This window comes from Nocardia gipuzkoensis, assembly GCF_021183645.1.
In the GTDB taxonomy this organism is placed as follows: Bacteria; Actinomycetota; Actinomycetes; order Mycobacteriales; family Mycobacteriaceae; genus Nocardia; species Nocardia abscessus.
On record NZ_CP089225.1, the window covers coordinates 5,590,942 to 5,608,180 of the forward strand.

Here is a 17,239-nt window from a genome sequence, read left to right on the forward strand (position 1 = left end):
CGGCGCGGACCGAAGCGGCAAGTGGCCCCGCTCACAGCGCGATATGCCTGGTGAAAGCGGGGGTCGGGGCGCTGCTACGCTGCTTGCCGTAAGACATCCTTTAACGGACCGTCCGGTGAGGCGGGGAAGGAGGTCGGCATGGCCGTGCCCGAAGAACGGGCCGCCAAGTCCGGCGCTGCCGAGACATCGCAGCGACATACCCCGGAGTGGGTGGCGGCGGGGCGAGAGCTGTTGTCGGCTTCGGATGTCGGGCGGACCGTCGCGCGCATCGCGCACCAGATCATCGAGAAGACCGCGCTGGACGCGGGCGAGCCGGACGCGCCGCGGGTGGTGCTGATCGGCATCCCCACCCGGGGCACCACCCTGGCCGCGCGGCTCACCGAGAAGATCGAGGAATTCTCCGGCGTCCGCCCGGCTCTGGGCTCGCTCGACATCACCCTCTACCGCGACGATCTGCGCAGCCGCCCGCACCGGCCGCTGGAACGCACCTCCGTACCGGAAGGCGGCATCGAGGACGCGCTGGTGGTCCTGATCGACGACGTCCTGTTCTCCGGCCGCACCGTCCGCTCCGCGCTCGACGGCCTGCGCGATCTGGGCCGCCCGCGCGCGGTGCAGCTGGCGGTGCTCGTCGACCGCGGCCATCGGGAACTGCCGATCCGGGCCGACTACGTGGGCAAGAACGTGCCGACCAGCCGGTCGGAGGACATTTCGGTCCTGCTCACCGAGCACGACGGCCGCGACGGCGTCTACCTGCACCAGGAGGAGGCGTGAGGTATCCGCACGCCGGCTCGCGGCAGGAGGCGGGCGTATGAGGCATCTGCTGTCGGTCGCCGCGCTCGATCGCCCCGCCGCCACCGAGCTGCTCGACGAGGCCGAACGGTTCGAGCAGGCCCTGCTCGGCCGCGAGGTGCACAAGCTGCCCACGCTGCGCGGCCGCACCGTGATGACGGTGTTCTACGAGAACTCCACCCGTACCAGGGTCTCGTTCGAGGTAGCGGGTAAGTGGATGAGCGCGGACGTGATCAACGTCAGCGCGAGCAGTTCCTCGGTCGCCAAGGGCGAGTCACTGCGCGATACCGCGCTGACCTTGCACGCCGCAGGCGCGGATGCGCTGATCGTGCGGCATCCGGCCTCCGGAGCCGCGCATCAGATCGCGCGCTGGATGGACGACTGGGCGGTCGCCGCGGGACGGGTATCCGGCCCGGCGGTCGTCAACGCGGGCGACGGAACCCACGAGCACCCGACCCAAGCCCTGCTGGACGCGCTGACCCTGCGGCAGCGCCTCGGCGACATCGAGGGCAAGCGGGTCGTCATCGTCGGCGACATCCTGCACAGCCGGGTCGCGCGGTCCAACGTCTTCCTGCTGGCCACCCTCGGTGCGGAGGTCGTACTGGTGGCGCCGCGCACGCTGCTGCCGATCGGCGTCGAGACCTGGCCCGCCCGCGTATCCCACCATCTGGACGCCGAGCTGATCGGCGCCGACGCGGTCCTGATGCTGCGCGTGCAGGCCGAGCGGATGAACGGCGGGTTCTTCCCGTCGGCGCGGGAGTACTCGATCACCTACGGACTGTCCGAGCGCAGGCTCGCCCTGCTGGAGGACCACGCCGTCGTGCTGCACCCCGGCCCGATGCTGCGCGGCATGGAGATCGCGTCCTCGGTCGCGGACTCCCCGAAGGCCGCGGTGCTGCAACAGGTCACCAACGGTGTGCACATGCGCATGGCGGTCCTGTTCCGCCTGCTCGTCGGGACACAGGAGGCAGTGGCATGAGCGCTCGGACGAGTGCGAACACCCCCGTACTGATCAAGGGCGCGTTGCTCTACGGCGAGGGCGAGCCGGTCGACGTGCTCGTCGCCGACGGTGAGATCCGCCGGATCGGCACCGATCCGGTCGTGGTCGACGCGGAGATCATCGACGCGCAGGGCCAGATCCTGCTGCCCGGCTTCGTCGACCTGCACACCCACCTGCGGGAGCCGGGCCGCGAGGACACCGAGACCATCGAGACCGGCTCCGCCGCGGCGGCGCTGGGCGGCTACACCGCGGTGTTCGCGATGGCCAACACCAACCCGGTCGCCGACTCGGTGGTCGTCACCGACCATGTGTGGCGGCGCGGCCGGGAGGTCGGCCTGGTCGACGTGTATCCGGTCGGCGCGGTCACCGTCGGCCTGGCGGGCAAGCAGCTCGCCGAGATGGGGACCATGGCCGCGGGCCTCGGTGCGGTGCGCATGTTCTCCGACGACGGACACTGCGTCTACGACCCGTTGATCATGCGCCGCGCACTGGAGTACGCGAATTCGCTCGGCGTGCTGATCGCCCAGCACGCCGAGGAGCCGAGACTGACCGAAGGCGCGATCGCGCACGAGGGACCGACCGCGGCCCGGCTGGGGCTGGCCGGCTGGCCGCGCGCGGCCGAGGAGTCCATCGTGGCGCGCGACGCTCTGCTGGCGCGCGACGCCGGTGCCCGGGTGCACATCTGCCACGCCTCCACCGCGGGCACCGTGGAGCTGGTGAAGTGGGCCAAGTCCCAAGGCATAGCGATCACCGCCGAGGTCACCCCGCACCACCTGCTGCTGGACGACTCCCGGCTGGAGACCTACGACGCGGTCAACAAGGTCAACCCGCCGCTGCGCGAGGCCTCCGACGCCGCCGCGCTGCGGCAGGCGCTCGCCGAGGGGATCATCGACTGCGTCGCCACCGATCACGCTCCGCACGCCGAGCAGGACAAATGCTGCGAGTTCGCCGCGGCCCGCCCCGGCATGCTCGGCCTGGAGACGGCGCTGTCGATCATCGTGCGGACCATGGTCGAGCCGGGGCTGCTGGACTGGCGCGGCGTCGCCCGCGTGATGAGCGAGCGCCCGGCCGCGATCGTCGGACTGGACGACCACGGCAGGCCGCTCGAGGTCGGTGAGCCGGCCAACCTGACGCTGGTGGACCCGAAGGCGAGCTGGACGGTGCGCGGGAGTGAACTGGCCAGCATCTCGAACAACACGCCGTTCGAGGCGATGACCTTCCCGGCACGGGTGACGGCGACGCTGCTGCGCGGCCGGGTCACCGCCCGGGACGGCAAAGCGCTGGGCAACCGTGCGGAGGCGTAGATGAGCGATCGAGGCGCAGCCGTTCAAGGAGGTCCGTAAGTGGAAAGAACACTCTGGGTTGTCGGGCTGCTGGTCCTGTTCGCGGTCTGCCTCTGGCTGATGTACCGGGGCTGGCGCAATCGCGCGGCTCGTCAGGCGGAGCGCATCGGCACGCTGCCCGCCGTGCCCGCCGAACTCGGCGCGCAGGTGCTGGAGCCGACCACCGGCCTGTACCTGGGCAGCACCATCGCGCCGAGCTGGCAGGACCGGATCACGGTGGGCGACCTGGGTTTCCGGGCCACCGCGGAACTGACCCGGTTCGAACGGGGGATTCTGCTCGAACGCGACGGCGCGACGGTGATCTGGATTCCGCAGGAATCCATCACCGCGGTGCGCACCGAACGCGGCCATGCGGGCAAAGTGATGACGGAAGATGGTGTGCTGGTCATTCGCTGGAAGCTGCCGACCGGAACCGAGATCGATACGGGTTTCCGCGGCGACGACAAGTCGGTCTACCCGGCTTGGCGCCTGCTTCCTGCGGCGGATCAGAGCGGGACGATGACGGGAGATGACGAGGGATGACAGGAGATACGGGCGGGAGCAGGGCGGGGACGGACGCAGCGCTCGTGCTGGAGGACGGCCGGGTGTTTCGCGGCCGGGCCTACGGCGCGGTGGGCCAGACGCTCGGTGAGGCGGTGTTCTGCACCGCGATGACCGGGTATCAGGAGACTCTCACCGATCCGTCCTATCACCGCCAGATCGTGGTGGCCGCCGCCCCGCAGATCGGCAACACCGGCTGGAACGACGAGGACGACGAGTCCGCGAAGATCTGGGTCGCCGGGTACGTGGTGCGCGATCCCGCGCGGCGCGCGTCCAACTGGCGCGCCACCACCACGCTGCCCGAGGAACTGCAGCGGCAGCGGATCGTCGGCATCGCGGGCATCGACACCCGCGCGCTGGTGCGCCACCTGCGCACCCGCGGTTCGATGAAGGCGGGCATCTTCTCCGGTGACGCGCTCGCCGGCCTCGACGAGCTGGTGGCCAGGGTGAACGGTCAGCCGTCCATGCTCGGCGCCGACCTCGCGGGCGAGGTGAGCACCGACGCGCTCTACACGATCGAGCCGGACGGCGAACACCGGTGCACCGTCGTCGCGGTCGACCTCGGCATCAAGACCAACACCCCGCGCATGTTCGCCCAGCGCGGCATGCGGGTGCACGTCGTATCGTCGGCCACGCCGCTGGAGCAGATCCTCGAACTGAAGCCGGACGGGGTCTTCCTGTCCAACGGCCCCGGCGACCCGGCCACCGCCGATACGGCGGTCGAGCTGACCCGTGGCGTGCTCGGCAAAGGCATGCCGCTGTTCGGCATCTGCTTCGGCAACCAGATCCTCGGCCGCGCGCTCGGCCGGGACACCTACAAGATGAAGTTCGGCCACCGCGGCATCAACATCCCGGTGGTGGAGCACGAGACCGGCCGGATCTCGATTACGGCGCAGAACCACGGGTTCGCGCTGGAAGGCGAGCGGGGCGAGCGGTTCGACACCCCCTTCGGCACGGCCGAGGTGAGTCACGTCTGCGCCAACGACGGCACGGTCGAAGGCGTCCGGCTGGTCGACGGCCGCGCCTTCTCGGTGCAGTACCACCCGGAGGCCGCCGCCGGACCGCACGACGCCGCATATCTGTTCGACCGTTTCGCCGGTCTCATGGAAGGAGCCTGATGCCTCGCCGCGAGGATCTCGAGCACATCCTGGTGATCGGTTCTGGCCCGATCGTCATCGGCCAGGCGTGCGAATTCGACTACTCCGGCACGCAGGCGTGCCGGGTGCTGCGGGCCGAGGGCCTGCGGGTGTCGCTGGTCAACTCGAACCCGGCGACGATCATGACCGACCCGGAATTCGCCGACTCCACCTATGTGGAGCCGATCACGCCGGAGTTCGTGGAAAAGGTCATCGAGAAGGAGCGTCCCGACGCCATCCTGGCCACACTCGGCGGCCAGACCGCGCTGAACACCGCGGTCGCGCTGCACGAGCGCGGAGTGCTGGCGAAGTACGGCGTGGAGCTGATCGGCGCCGACTTCGACGCCATCCAGCGTGGTGAGGACCGGCAGAAGTTCAAGGACATCGTCGCCAAGGTGGGCGGGGAGAGCGCCCGCTCGCGGGTCTGCTTCACCATGGACGAGGTGCGCGAGACGGTCGCCGAGCTCGGCTTCCCCGTGGTGGTGCGCCCGTCGTTCACCATGGGCGGGCTCGGTTCCGGCATGGCCTACAACGACCAGGACCTCGACCGCATCGCCGGTGGCGGCCTGGCCGCCTCGCCCACCGCGAACGTCCTCATCGAGGAGTCCATCCTCGGCTGGAAGGAATACGAGCTCGAGCTGATGCGCGACGGCCGCGACAACGTCGTGGTGGTCTGCTCGATCGAGAACGTCGACCCGATGGGGGTGCACACCGGTGACTCGATGACCGTCGCCCCCGCCATGACGCTCACCGACCGGGAGTACCAGAAGCTGCGCGACCTCGGCATCGCCATCCTGCGCGAGGTGGGCGTCGACACCGGCGGCTGCAACATCCAGTTCGCGGTGAACCCGCTCGACGGCCGCCTGATCGTCATCGAGATGAACCCGCGCGTCTCGCGCTCGTCCGCGCTGGCCTCCAAGGCGACCGGCTTCCCGATCGCGAAGATCGCCGCCAAGCTGGCCATCGGCTACACGCTCGACGAGATCGTCAACGACATCACCAAGGAAACCCCGGCCTGCTTCGAGCCGACCCTGGACTACGTGGTGGTCAAGGCGCCACGGTTCGCGTTCGAGAAGTTCCCCGGCGCCGACGGCACGCTGACCACCACCATGAAGTCGGTGGGCGAGGCGATGTCGCTCGGCCGCAACTTCGCCGAGGCGCTGGGCAAGGTGCTGCGTTCGCTGGAGACCAAGGCCGCGGGTTTCTGGACCCAGGAAGACGGCGCGTGGACCGACGCCGATGCGATCCTGGATGACCTGCGCACTCCCACCGAAGGGCGCATCTACCAGGTGGAGCGGGCGCTGCGCCTGGGCGCGAGCATCGAGGACGTGGCCGCCGCCTCCGGCATCGACCCGTGGTTCGTCGCGGAAGTGGCAGGCCTGGTCGAGTTGCGCCGGGAGATTCTCGACGCGCCCGTGCTGGACGAGCCGCTGCTGCGGCGGGCCAAGCACTACGGGCTGTCCGATCGTCAGCTGGCCGCGCTGCGGCCGGAGCTGGCGGGAGAGACCGGGGTGCGTGTGCTACGGCACCGGCTCGGTGTCCGGCCGGTCTTCAAGACCGTCGACACCTGCGCCGCCGAGTTCGAGGCCAAGACGCCGTACCACTACTCGGCCTACGAGCTCGATCCCGCCGCTGAGTCCGAGGTGGCGCCGCAGCGCGAGCGCGCGAAGGTGATCATCCTCGGGTCCGGGCCGAACCGGATCGGCCAGGGCATCGAGTTCGACTACTCGTGTGTGCACGCGGCGCAGACGCTGTCGCAGGCCGGGTACGAGACGGTGATGGTCAACTGCAACCCCGAGACCGTCTCCACCGACTACGACACCGCCGATCGTCTCTACTTCGAGCCGCTGACCTTCGAGGACGTGCTCGAGGTCTACCACGCCGAGTGCGAGTCCGGCACTGTCGAGGGCGTCATCGTGCAGCTGGGCGGGCAGACCCCGCTCGGTCTCGCGCAGCGCCTCACCGACGCGGGGGTGCCGGTGGTCGGCACCAGCGCGGCCGCCATCGACCTGGCCGAAGACCGCGGCGAATTCGGCGACGTGCTGGTCGCGGCCGGGCTGCCCGCGCCGAAGTACGGCACCGCGACCACGTTCGCGCAGGCGCGCAGGATCGCCGCCGAGATCGGCTACCCGGTGCTGGTGCGACCGTCCTACGTGCTCGGTGGCCGCGGCATGGAGATCGTGTACGACGAGCAGTCGCTGGAGGGCTACATCTCCCGCGCGACCGAGCTGAGCCCGGAGCATCCGGTGCTGGTCGACCGTTTCCTGGAGGATGCGATCGAGATCGACGTCGACGCGCTGTGCGACGGCGAGGAGGTCTACCTCGGCGGCGTGATGGAGCACATCGAGGAGGCGGGCATCCACTCCGGTGACTCCGCCTGCGCGCTGCCGCCGATCACGCTGGGCCGCAGCGACATCGAGGCGGTGCGCCGCTCCACCGTCGCGCTGGCCAAGGGCATCGGCGTGCGCGGCCTGCTCAACGTGCAGTACGCGCTCAAGGACGATGTGCTCTACGTGCTGGAGGCCAATCCGCGCGCGAGCCGGACGGTTCCGTTCGTGTCGAAGGCGACCGCGGTGCCGCTGGCCAAGGCCGCCGCGCGGATCATGCTCGGCGCCACCATCGCCGAGCTGCGCAAGGAGGGCATGCTGCCGAGCGAGGGTGACGGCGGGCACGTCGCGCTGGACGCTCCGGTCGCGGTCAAGGAGGCCGTGCTGCCGTTCCATCGCTTCCGGCGCGCCGACGGCAGCGGCGTGGATTCGCTGCTGTCGCCGGAGATGAAGTCCACCGGCGAAGTGATGGGCATCGACGCCGATTTCGGCACCGCCTTCGCCAAGAGCCAGACCGCCGCCTACGGCTCACTGCCCACCGAGGGCACCGTGTTCGTCTCGATCGCCAACCGGGACAAGCGCGCGATGGTCTTCCCGGTGAAGCGCCTGCACGACCTCGGCTTCCGTATCCTCGCCACCGAGGGCACGGCGGAAATGCTGCGCCGCAACGGGATTCCGTGTGAGCAGGTGCGCAAGCACTCCGAGGTGAGCCCGGGCGACGAGCCGACGATCGTGGAACAGATCCGCGACGGCGAGGTCGACATGGTGTTCAACACGCCCTACGGCAACTCCGGTCCACGGGTGGACGGTTACGAGATCCGCAGCGCGGCGGTCGGGGTCAACATCCCGTGCATCACCACCGTGCAGGGCGCCGCGGCCGCGGTGCAAGGCATCGAGGCCAGCATCAACGGCGGGATCGGTGTGCGGTCGCTGCAGGAACTGCACTCGGTGCTGCGTGGGTGAGCCGCGGCAGGACGGAGCGGGCGAGATGAAGACCTTCGGCGACCGGTTGCGCCACGCCATGGGGCAGTTCGGGCCGGTGTGCGTCGGCATCGACCCGCACCCGGCACTGCTGCGCTCCTGGGACCTGACCGAGGACGTCGAGGGGCTGGAGCGGTTCGCCGAGATCTGCGTGGAGGCTTTCGACGGCCTGGTCGCGCTGGTCAAGCCGCAGGTCGCGTTCTTCGAGGCCTACGGCTCCGGCGGTATCGCGGTCCTGGAGCGCACCATCGAGGTGTTGCGCGCCTCGGGGACCTTGGTGCTCGCCGACGCCAAGCGCGGCGATATCGGGTCCACCATGGACGCCTACGCCCGGACCTGGCTGGCCGACGGCCCGCTCGGGTCCGACGCGGTGACCGTCTCGCCGTATCTCGGATTCGGTTCGCTGGCGCCTGCGCTGACGCTGGCGCAGGCCAACCATCGCGGCGTCTTCGTGCTCGCTGCGACGTCGAATCCCGAAGGAGCGCAGGTGCAACGGGCGGTGGCCGTGGACGGTCGCGTCGTGGCGCAGACAATGGTCGACGAGGCCGCGGCCCGCAACGCGGGCGAAGCGTTCGGTTCGGTGGGCGTGGTGGTCGGGGCCACCTTGAGCGAGGCCCCGGACCTCGCCGCGCTGAACGGGCCGATCCTCATGCCAGGGGTCGGTGCGCAGGGCGGCGGCCCGGAAACGATCCGGAACCTGGTCCCCGAGCCGATGCTGGGGGCCGTCGTCCCGACTGTCTCGCGGGAGGTGCTCCGGGACGGGCCGACCGTCCCGGCACTGCGTGCCAGCGTGCAAGCCCTGCAGGACGCGTTCGCGTTTCTACGGAAATGACAACGAAGGCCGGCGCACCCGCGCCGGCCTTCGGTCGGTTTCGCCGCCTGTGCATGCAGGTGCACGTACACAGGCGGCCTTTAGCGGGGCCTGTGCGCGCTCCTGGATCGATTTCGGGTGCGGTTGGTGTACGGGGAGGCACTTCGCACCTGGACCGGCGTACAGGGCCAGGATCCGGCATCGAATGCCGCGAAAGACGGCCCGAATGACCCGGATGTGACGCCCGACACGCGGTAAGAACTCGCGACACGCGGAAATTTTCGAGAAAGTTCCTGGTAGGGCGGTCGAGGGGTTGCTGGAGCGATGCGCCGCGGTGTCGCAACCCTTCCGCAAACCACTCGGTCTGTCGAAAACTCCCTGCTGGCGGCACATTTCGCGAGTTCGCCAGGGTGAGCCGCGCGGTGGCGCGGGCGGACCGCCGCCGGAGCCGCCCCGGTGTACTCGGTATTCGGAATCATGCGCTGACCTGGGGGGTGGGTTCGCAATCGGCGGACGTCGTGGGTACGGTCGCTGAGACTGCCGGGTTACCGGTAGGAGTTGATGCAATGAACGATGAGACGGAGGAACCGTGGCCCTTCCCCAGCTGACTGACGAGCAGCGCGCCGCTGCTTTGGAGAAGGCGGCTGCCGCTCGCCGCGCTCGGGCGGAGCTCAAGGAGCGCTTGAAGCGTGGCGGCACCAACCTGAAGCAGGTCCTCACCGACGCCGAGACCGACGAGATCCTCGGCAAGATGAAGGTGTCGGCGCTGTTGGAGGCCCTGCCGAAGGTGGGCAAGGTCAAGGCGGCGGAAATCATGAGCGAGCTGGAGATCGCCCCCACCCGGCGGCTGCGCGGACTCGGCGACCGGCAGCGTAAGGCGCTGCTGGCCCGGTTCGACTTCGACGCCTGACGACGAGGGTGATCGAACACACGCGGAAGGGTCGGCTGGTAGTACTGGTCGGCCCCTCGGCCGTGGGCAAGTCCACCGTGGTCCGCTGTGTCCGCGAACGACTGCCCGACCTGGTCTTCAGCGTGTCGGCAACGACCCGGGCCCCGCGGCCCGGGGAGGTCGACGGCCTCGACTATCGCTTCGTCTCCCGCGCGGAGTTCGACGCGATGATCGAGGCGGATGAGCTGCTCGAATGGGCGGACATCCACGGCGGGCTGCAGCGTTCGGGCACGCCCGCCGGGCCGGTCCGCGCCGCTCTGGCGGAGGGCCTTCCGGTGCTGGTCGAAGTGGATCTGGAGGGCGCGCGGTCGGTGCGCCGGGCGATCCCGGAAGCGATCCTGGTGTTCCTGGCCCCGCCGAGCTGGGAGGAATTGGTGGCGCGGCTGACCTCGCGCGGCACCGAGTCGCCCGAGGTGATCGAGCGCCGCCTGGAAACCGCCAGGATCGAGCTGGCGGCCTGTGACGAGTTCGACATCGTTATCGTGAACGACGAGGTGACCAGCGCATGTGAGCAGTTGGTATCGTTGTTCGTTAGCACAAATTCGAGTTCGTGACCTCCCCAACACCAGGAGTCCCCCTAGTGAGCAGTACGGACACCAAGACCGCGCCCGCCTACGACACGCCGGTCGGCCTGACCAACCCGCCGATCGACGAGTTGCTCGAGCGCACGTCGTCCAAGTACGCCCTGGTCATCTACGCGGCCAAGCGGGCCCGCCAGATCAACGACTACTACAACCAGCTCGGCGACGGCATCCTCGAGTACGTCGGCCCGCTGGTCGAGCCGGGTCTGCAGGAGAAGCCGCTGTCGGTCGCCCTGCGCGAGATCCACTCCGACCTGCTCGAGCACTCCGAAGGCGAGTGAGGCGAACCGAGTTCGCCGTGACCACTACTAGGCCGGAGGCGTAGTGACCACAAGGATCGTCGTCGGCGTAGCCGGAGGAATCGCCGCCTACAAGGCGTGCTCTCTGGTCCGGCGGTTCACCGAGACCGGACACGACGTCCGGGTGATCCCCACCCACTCGGCGCTGGAGTTCGTCGGCAAGGCGACCTTCGAAGCACTGTCCGGGAACCCGGTGCACACGGGCGTGTTCTCCGACGTGCCGGAGGTCCCGCACGTTCGGCTGGGCCAGGAGGCGGACCTGGTGGTCATCGCCCCGGCGACCGCCGACCTCATGGCCCGCGCCGCGTCCGGCCGTGCCGACGACCTGCTCACCGCCACGCTGCTGACGGCCCGATGTCCGATCTTGTTCGCGCCCGCGATGCACACCGAGATGTGGGAGCATCCGGCGACCGTCGCCAACGTCGCGACGCTGCGTGCCCACGGTGCGATCGTCATGGAACCCGCGGCGGGACGCCTCACCGGCGCCGACACCGGCCCCGGACGGCTGCCCGAGCCCGAGGAGATCTTCGGTCTCGCGTCGCTGCTCATGGAGCGCGCCGACGCGATCCCGCGTGATCTGGAGGGCCGCCGGGTCGTCATCACCGCGGGCGGCACCAGGGAACCGCTGGATCCGGTGCGTTTCCTCGGTAACCGCAGCTCCGGCAAGCAGGGCTACGCGCTCGCCCGGGTCGCCGCCCAGCGCGGCGCCCACGTCACGCTCATCGCGGGCAACACGATCGAGATGGCGGCGCCGGCCGCCGTCGACCTGGTGCACATCACCACCGCCGAACAGCTGAAGACCGCCGTGGACAAGCACGCCGTCGGCGCCGACGCGGTGATCATGGCCGCCGCCGTCGCCGATTTCCGGCCGACCAACGTCGCCGCCGCCAAGATCAAGAAGGGCGCGGGGGAGCCGGACGTCATCGCGTTGACCAAGACCGACGACATCCTCGCCGGGCTGGTGCAGTCGCGGCGCGACGGGCAGTTGCCCGGCACCGCGATCGTCGGCTTCGCCGCCGAGACCGGTGACGAGCACGGCGACGTCCTCACTCACGCGCGGGCCAAGCTCGCGCGCAAGGGCTGCGACCTGCTCGTGGTCAACGCCGTCGGCGAGGGCAAGGCGTTCGAGGTGGACACCAACGACGGCTGGCTGCTCGGCGCGGACGGCACCGAGCAGGCGCTCGATCACGGGTCGAAGGCGTTGCTGGCCAGCCGGGTGCTCGACGCGCTGAGCGTATTGCTGCGCTGAGCCGGGCCGCGTGCCTGCCGGGATCGACGGCTGATCGGTCGTTCGTTCGCGCCGCCGTCATCATTTCGGCATCGCCGGGACACCGCCGGTTCAGCTGTTCGGAATGGCATCGGGGTAGCTCCCCGCCGTGTCGGTGATTTGGAATAGTCTGGGATATAAGGGTTGCGCGGTAGCGACATCGCGTTACTGTCGCAACCCGATACGAGTAACCCGTTGAGGGAGAGGGAAGAACTGTGCGCACGTCCGGGAGCCGGCTTTTCACCAGTGAGTCCGTGACCGAAGGTCATCCGGATAAAATCTGTGATGCCATCAGCGATTCCATTCTCGACGCATTGCTCGCGGAAGATCCGCGCAGCCGGGTCGCGGTGGAAACCCTCGTGACGACGGGCCAGGTCCATGTCGCCGGCGAGGTCACCACGTCGGCGTATGCCGATATTCCGCGAATTGTCCGGGAAAAGGTCCTGGAAATCGGATATGACTCTTCCGCAAAGGGATTCGACGGAAATTCGTGCGGTGTGAATATCGCGATCGGCGCGCAGTCGCCGGATATCGCGCAGGGTGTGGACACCTCGCACGAGGCACGCGTCGGCGGCTCCGACGACGAGATCGAGCGCCAGGGCGCGGGCGACCAGGGCTTGATGTTCGGCTACGCCACCAAGGACACCCCTGAACTGATGCCGCTGCCGATCGCGCTCGCGCACCGGTTGTCGCGCCGCTTGACCGAGGTGCGTAAGTCCGGTGTGCTGCCCTACCTGCGCCCGGACGGCAAGACCCAGGTCACCATCGAGTACGAGGGCGACCGCCCGGTGCGGCTCGACACGGTCGTCATCTCCACCCAGCACGCCGCCGACATCGACTTGGACAACCTGCTCGCGCCCGACATCCGCGAAAAGGTTCTCGACGCGGTGCTCGCCGACCTGGAGGTGCCCACGCTGGACACCTCGAACATCCGCCTGCTGGTCAACCCCACCGGCAAGTTCGTGCTCGGCGGCCCGATGGGCGACGCGGGCCTGACCGGCCGCAAGATCATCGTCGACACCTACGGCGGCATGGCCCGCCACGGTGGCGGCGCCTTCTCCGGCAAGGACCCGTCGAAGGTGGACCGTTCGGCCGCCTACGCCATGCGCTGGGTCGCGAAGAACGTGGTCGCGGCCGATCTGGCCGAGCGGGTGGAGGTCCAGGTGGCCTACGCGATCGGCAAGGCCGCGCCGGTCGGCTTGTTCGTCGAGACCTTCGGCACCGAGAAGGTCGACCCGGCGCGCATCTCCACCGCGATCGCCGAGGTCTTCGACCTGCGTCCCGGCGCGATCATCCGCGACCTGGACCTGCTGCGCCCGATCTACGCCCCGACCGCCGCGTACGGCCACTTCGGCCGCACCGACGTCGACCTGCCCTGGGAGCACACCGACCGCGCGGACAAGCTGCGCGCGGCCATCGGACTCTGACCGCGATCAGGTCCGAGTGAACGAACCCGCGGCGGACATCCCCGCCATCGAGGCGGACGGTCCGTCCGCGGGTCCCGCGGCTGTGCGGTTGCCGATTGCCCGGGTACTCCCGTTGCTGTCGCCGGCGCACCTCGACCGCGACTTCGACTACGTGGTGCCCCCCGAGCTGGACGACATCGCCCAGCCCGGGGTCCGGGTACGGGTCCGTTTCGCGGGCCGCCTGGTCGACGGTTATCTGCTCGCGCGATCGGCGCACACCGACCACGGGGGCAAGCTGGTCAAGCTCGAAAGGGTCGTCTCCGGCGAACGCGTGCTGACGCCCGAGATCCTCGAGCTGGCCGGCGCGGTGGCCGATCGGTACGCGGGCACCCGCGCCGATGTCCTGCGCCTGGCCATCCCCCCACGTCATGCCCGCACCGAAACCGGTGGCAAGAAACCCACTGCCGCCCAGACTGTTTCCGCCGAGCCCGTGGTTCCGGCTGCTGTTTCCTCGGTGCCGCCCGACGGGCGCACGGACGATATGCCGATCGCACGCGGCGGCGATCCAACGTCTTTCGGTTCGCGACTCTCGGATTCCGTTGCTATGGAAGGTGATTCGGCGGAAGGCGGTGGTGGACCGGTGCCGCCGGATGGCGGAGTAGCCGGAGCCGGGGAGCCAAGTGATAGCCCGGCGAGTGGGCAATCACACACGCCGAATGGTGGAGCCGCCGGAGCCGGGGAGTCAAGTGCTGGTCCGGCGAGTGGGAAGTCGCGCACGCCGGATGGCGGAGCCGCCGGAGCCGGGGAAGCAAGTGATGGCCCCGCGAGTCGGCAGCCGCACATGCCGGATGACGGAGTCATCGGAGCGAGGGAACCGAGTGCTACGAGCCCGGCGAACGGGCAGCCGCACCCTTCGGAATCGGTCAGCGACGAGCCCGATGCCGGGTCGCCCTCGGAGCCGGGGGAATCACGTCAGGTCGGCGAACGAATCGACACCGAGCAAGACGCGGACGCTGCCGCCGCGGACCGGGCCGCTGGGGGTGACTCGCCGTTTCCGCAGGCGCGCTCCGCCCTGGACATGGATTTCACTGCCTGGGAGCGCTATGTGCACGGCGCGGCCTTCGTCGCCGCTCTCGCACAGGGGAAAGGTGCTCGCGCGGCCTGGCAGGCGCTGCCCGGCGAGGACTGGCCCCGGCGGTTGGCCGAACTCGCCGCCGTGGTGGCCGGGCAAGGGCGTAGCGCGATCCTCATGGTGCCCGACCAACGCGATCTCGACCGGGTACTGGCGGAATGTGTACGGCTGGTAGGGGACTCGGCCGTCGGGCTCGCCGCCGGTCTGGGGCCCGCCGCCAGGTACCGCCGCTGGCTCGCGGTGCTGCGCGGATCGGCGCGGGTGGTGGTCGGCACGCGCAGCGCGGTGTTCGCCCCGGCGGTTGATCTCGGTCTGATCGCGCTCTGGGACGACGGCGACGACACGTACGCCGAACCACGCGCGCCGTATCCGCACACCCGTGAGGTCGCGATGTTGCGTGCCCACGAGACGGGCGCGGCGTTCGTCGCGGCCGGCTTCGCGCGCACCGCCGAGATCCAGGCCGTGGTGGATTCCGGCTGGGCGCACGACCTGGTGGCCGACCGCGCCGTGCTGCGCAAGGCCGCGCCCCGGATCAGTGCGCCCGGCGACAGCGACATCGCCCTGGAACGGGATCCGGTCGCGCGCGCCGTGCGGATTCCCGGCGTCGCCTTCGCCGCCGCTCGTGCCGCCCTGAAGGAGGGCGCGCCGGTGCTGGTGCAGGTGCCGCGCCGTGGCTACATTCCCGCGCTGGCTTGCGGGAAATGCCGCACTCCGGCCCGGTGCAGGCACTGCAACGGACCTCTCGCGCTGCCGGAAGCCCGCGGGTCGCGGGGATCGGCGACCGAATCCGGCGCCGCCGCGCAGAGTCCCGCTTGTCGTTGGTGCGGGATCACCGAGGCCGCGTTCCGCTGCACCACCTGCGGGTCGCGCGCGCTGCGTGCCGTGGTGATCGGTGCGGCGCGCACGGCGGAGGAGCTGGGGCGCGCCTTTCCCGGCGTGCCGATCCGTGGTTCCGGCGGCGGCGCGGTGCTCGACACCGTGGAGCCGGGCCCCCAAGTGGTCGTCTCGACGGTCGGCGCCGAACCGGTGGTTCCCGGCGGCTACGGCGTCGCGCTGTTGCTCGACGGCTGGGCGCTGCTCGGTCGTGCCGACCTGCGGGCCGCCGAGGACGCGCTGCGCCGCTGGATGGCGGCCGCGGCGCTGGTCCGTGCGCACGGCCAGGTCATCGTGGTGGCCGAGCCGTCGATTCCCACCGTGCAGGCGCTGGTCCGGTGGGATCCGGTGGGCGCGGCGCGTGCCGAGGTCGCGGCTCGCGCCGAGGTCGGGTTCCCGCCCGCGGTCCGCCTCGCCGCGATCGACGGCACCGCCGACACCATCGCCGAACTGCTCTCGGCGGCGGACCTGCCCGATACCGTCGACCGCCTCGGACCGGTGCCACTGCCGGACGGCGCCCGCAAGCCGTTCTCCTCCGGCGATTCGCCCGCCGAAGTCGAACGTCTGCTGCTGCGGGTCGAGCGTCGTTCCGGGGCAGCGCTCGCGCGTGCCCTGCGCGCCGCTCAAGCGGTCCGCAGCACACACCGCTCCGATGCCCCGCTTCGCGTCCAGATCGACCCGGTCGACATCGGCTGACGGGCCCGGCGCGCGCAAGCTTCGATGGCGCCTGCTCGCCAGGAGTTTCGGCCGCGGGTCGCCGACGAGCGGGTCGGCGGCCGCTCACGGGCAGAAAGCGTGCCACTGTCGGCCCCTGTCGATGCCATCGAGGGGAGGAGACGATGAAGTCGCCGACAACTCTCCACCCGCGGCCCGGCGCCTTTCGCGAGCGTCAGGCGAAGGCCGCTCGATTGCGGACGGCCCAATCGGCGTACTTCGTCGCGGGCCGCCCGAGCACGCGGGGCACATCGGGGCTGATCAGCTGTTCGGCGGGTGTCGGCTCGCCGAGGATCGTCAGCGTATGCTCGACCACCGGCTCGGGCATGAACTGGGTCATTGCCGAATGAGCTTGTGCCCGAGTCAGTTCCACGAATCGCAGCGGTTCGCCGAGTGCCGTGCCGAGTGCCTCGGCCTGCGCTCGTGGCGTGGCGAGTTCGGGACCGGTCAGGGTGTAGACCTGTGCGGCATGCCGGTCGTCGCGCAACGCGGTCGCCGCGACGGCGGCGATGTCGGCCGGATCGATCGAGGGGAGGCCGATGTCGCCGAACGGCGCGGCGACCATACGTTGCGTGCGCACCGACTCCGTCCACGCGTAGGTGTTGGAGAAGAACCCGGCAGGCCGAAGGAAGGTCCACTCCAGCCCGGAATCCCTGATCGCCAGTTCGTAGGCGATGAGCCGGGCGTAGCCCGCCGCGTCGGGCCGCGTCGCCACGCCTTGCGAGGACACGAAGACCACTCGGCGTATGCCCCCCGCGGCGGCGGTCTTCAGTACCTGCTCGGGTTCCGGGCCCGCCACCAACTGCTCGCCGGTGATCAAGAGGAACAGGGTGTCGGCGCCCGCGAAAGCGGGGGAGAGGCTCTCGGGCTCGCCCAGATCGGCACGGACCGATCGGACTCCCTCGGGCAATGAGAGGTCCGCATGCCGGGCGACGGCCGTCACCTCCTCGCCTGCGTCCGCCAGCAAGCGCACCAGCGGTGCGCCGATATTTCCGGTGGCTCCGGTGACCACGATCATTGTCGCTCCTCAGTTAGTTGACTGACTAAAAAGTAATCTAGCCGCTCGTGCGCCTGCTGTCTACAGTTAGTTG

The 17,239-nt window shown here is 69.9% G+C and carries 14 protein-coding genes; 13 read left to right on the forward strand and 1 reads right to left on the reverse strand.

The genetic code is table 11. The features are described from left to right. Positions 1-138: 138 nt before the first annotated feature. The 13 genes from pyrR to LTT66_RS25585 all read left to right on the forward strand — a co-directional run bounded on the left by pyrR (position 139) and on the right by LTT66_RS25585 (position 16,130). Positions 139-771 carry a bifunctional pyr operon transcriptional regulator/uracil phosphoribosyltransferase PyrR gene (gene pyrR, locus LTT66_RS25525; protein ID WP_233060963.1) on the forward strand — a complete coding sequence of 211 codons (633 nt, stop codon included), beginning with the start codon at positions 139-141 and terminating at the stop codon, positions 769-771. 37 nt (positions 772-808) lie between these two features. Continuing rightward, entirely contained in the window at positions 809-1,768 is a 960-nt protein-coding gene (locus tag LTT66_RS25530; protein WP_233060964.1) for an aspartate carbamoyltransferase catalytic subunit, read from the forward strand. Then, entirely contained in the window at positions 1,765-3,093 is a 1,329-nt protein-coding gene (locus LTT66_RS25535) for a dihydroorotase (protein WP_233060965.1), read from the forward strand. Before LTT66_RS25530 ends, LTT66_RS25535 begins: the two co-directional genes overlap by 4 nt. A 39-nt stretch (positions 3,094-3,132) precedes the next feature. Continuing rightward, a complete protein-coding gene (locus LTT66_RS25540) occupies positions 3,133-3,654 on the forward strand; it encodes a PH-like domain-containing protein (RefSeq protein ID WP_181720856.1) in 522 nt (173 codons plus the stop codon). Continuing rightward, the gene (carA, locus tag LTT66_RS25545) at positions 3,651-4,790 is read left to right on the forward strand and encodes a glutamine-hydrolyzing carbamoyl-phosphate synthase small subunit (protein ID WP_233060966.1); all 1,140 of its coding nucleotides are present in this window, start codon (positions 3,651-3,653) and stop codon (positions 4,788-4,790) included. The genes LTT66_RS25540 and carA overlap by 4 nt, the downstream gene beginning before the upstream one ends. After that, positions 4,790-8,098 carry a carbamoyl-phosphate synthase large subunit gene (gene carB, locus LTT66_RS25550; RefSeq protein ID WP_233060967.1) on the forward strand — a complete coding sequence of 1,103 codons (3,309 nt, stop codon included), beginning with the start codon at positions 4,790-4,792 and terminating at the stop codon, positions 8,096-8,098. Before carA ends, carB begins: the two co-directional genes overlap by 1 nt. A gap of 25 nt (positions 8,099-8,123) precedes the next feature. Then, positions 8,124-8,948 carry an orotidine-5'-phosphate decarboxylase gene (gene pyrF, locus LTT66_RS25555; protein WP_233060968.1) on the forward strand — a complete coding sequence of 275 codons (825 nt, stop codon included), beginning with the start codon at positions 8,124-8,126 and terminating at the stop codon, positions 8,946-8,948. A 568-nt stretch (positions 8,949-9,516) separates the two neighbouring features. Next, positions 9,517-9,837 carry an integration host factor, actinobacterial type gene (mihF, locus tag LTT66_RS25560; protein WP_028476708.1) on the forward strand — a complete coding sequence of 107 codons (321 nt, stop codon included), beginning with the start codon at positions 9,517-9,519 and terminating at the stop codon, positions 9,835-9,837. 8 nt (positions 9,838-9,845) lie between these two features. Then, positions 9,846-10,430 (forward strand): guanylate kinase, encoded by a 585-nt coding sequence (gene gmk / locus LTT66_RS25565; RefSeq protein ID WP_181720859.1) that lies wholly within the window; start codon positions 9,846-9,848, stop codon positions 10,428-10,430. Between the two features lie 26 nt (positions 10,431-10,456). Beyond that, positions 10,457-10,738, forward strand: coding sequence for a DNA-directed RNA polymerase subunit omega (gene rpoZ / locus LTT66_RS25570; RefSeq protein WP_039798918.1), 282 nt, complete (start codon positions 10,457-10,459; stop codon positions 10,736-10,738). 43 nt (positions 10,739-10,781) lie between these two features. Further along, positions 10,782-12,005 carry a bifunctional phosphopantothenoylcysteine decarboxylase/phosphopantothenate--cysteine ligase CoaBC gene (gene coaBC / locus LTT66_RS25575; protein WP_233060969.1) on the forward strand — a complete coding sequence of 408 codons (1,224 nt, stop codon included), beginning with the start codon at positions 10,782-10,784 and terminating at the stop codon, positions 12,003-12,005. A gap of 233 nt (positions 12,006-12,238) precedes the next feature. Next, the gene (gene metK, locus LTT66_RS25580) at positions 12,239-13,450 is read left to right on the forward strand and encodes a methionine adenosyltransferase (RefSeq protein ID WP_233060970.1); all 1,212 of its coding nucleotides are present in this window, start codon (positions 12,239-12,241) and stop codon (positions 13,448-13,450) included. An 82-nt stretch (positions 13,451-13,532) separates the two neighbouring features. Then, positions 13,533-16,130 (forward strand): primosomal protein N', encoded by a 2,598-nt coding sequence (locus LTT66_RS25585; RefSeq protein WP_233069396.1) that lies wholly within the window; start codon positions 13,533-13,535, stop codon positions 16,128-16,130. A 193-nt stretch (positions 16,131-16,323) separates the two neighbouring features. On the opposite strand, the gene LTT66_RS25590 is transcribed toward LTT66_RS25585, so the two are convergent. Continuing rightward, entirely contained in the window at positions 16,324-17,166 is an 843-nt protein-coding gene (locus tag LTT66_RS25590) for an NAD(P)H-binding protein (RefSeq protein ID WP_233060971.1), read from the reverse strand. Between the last annotated feature and the right edge of the window lie 73 nt (positions 17,167-17,239).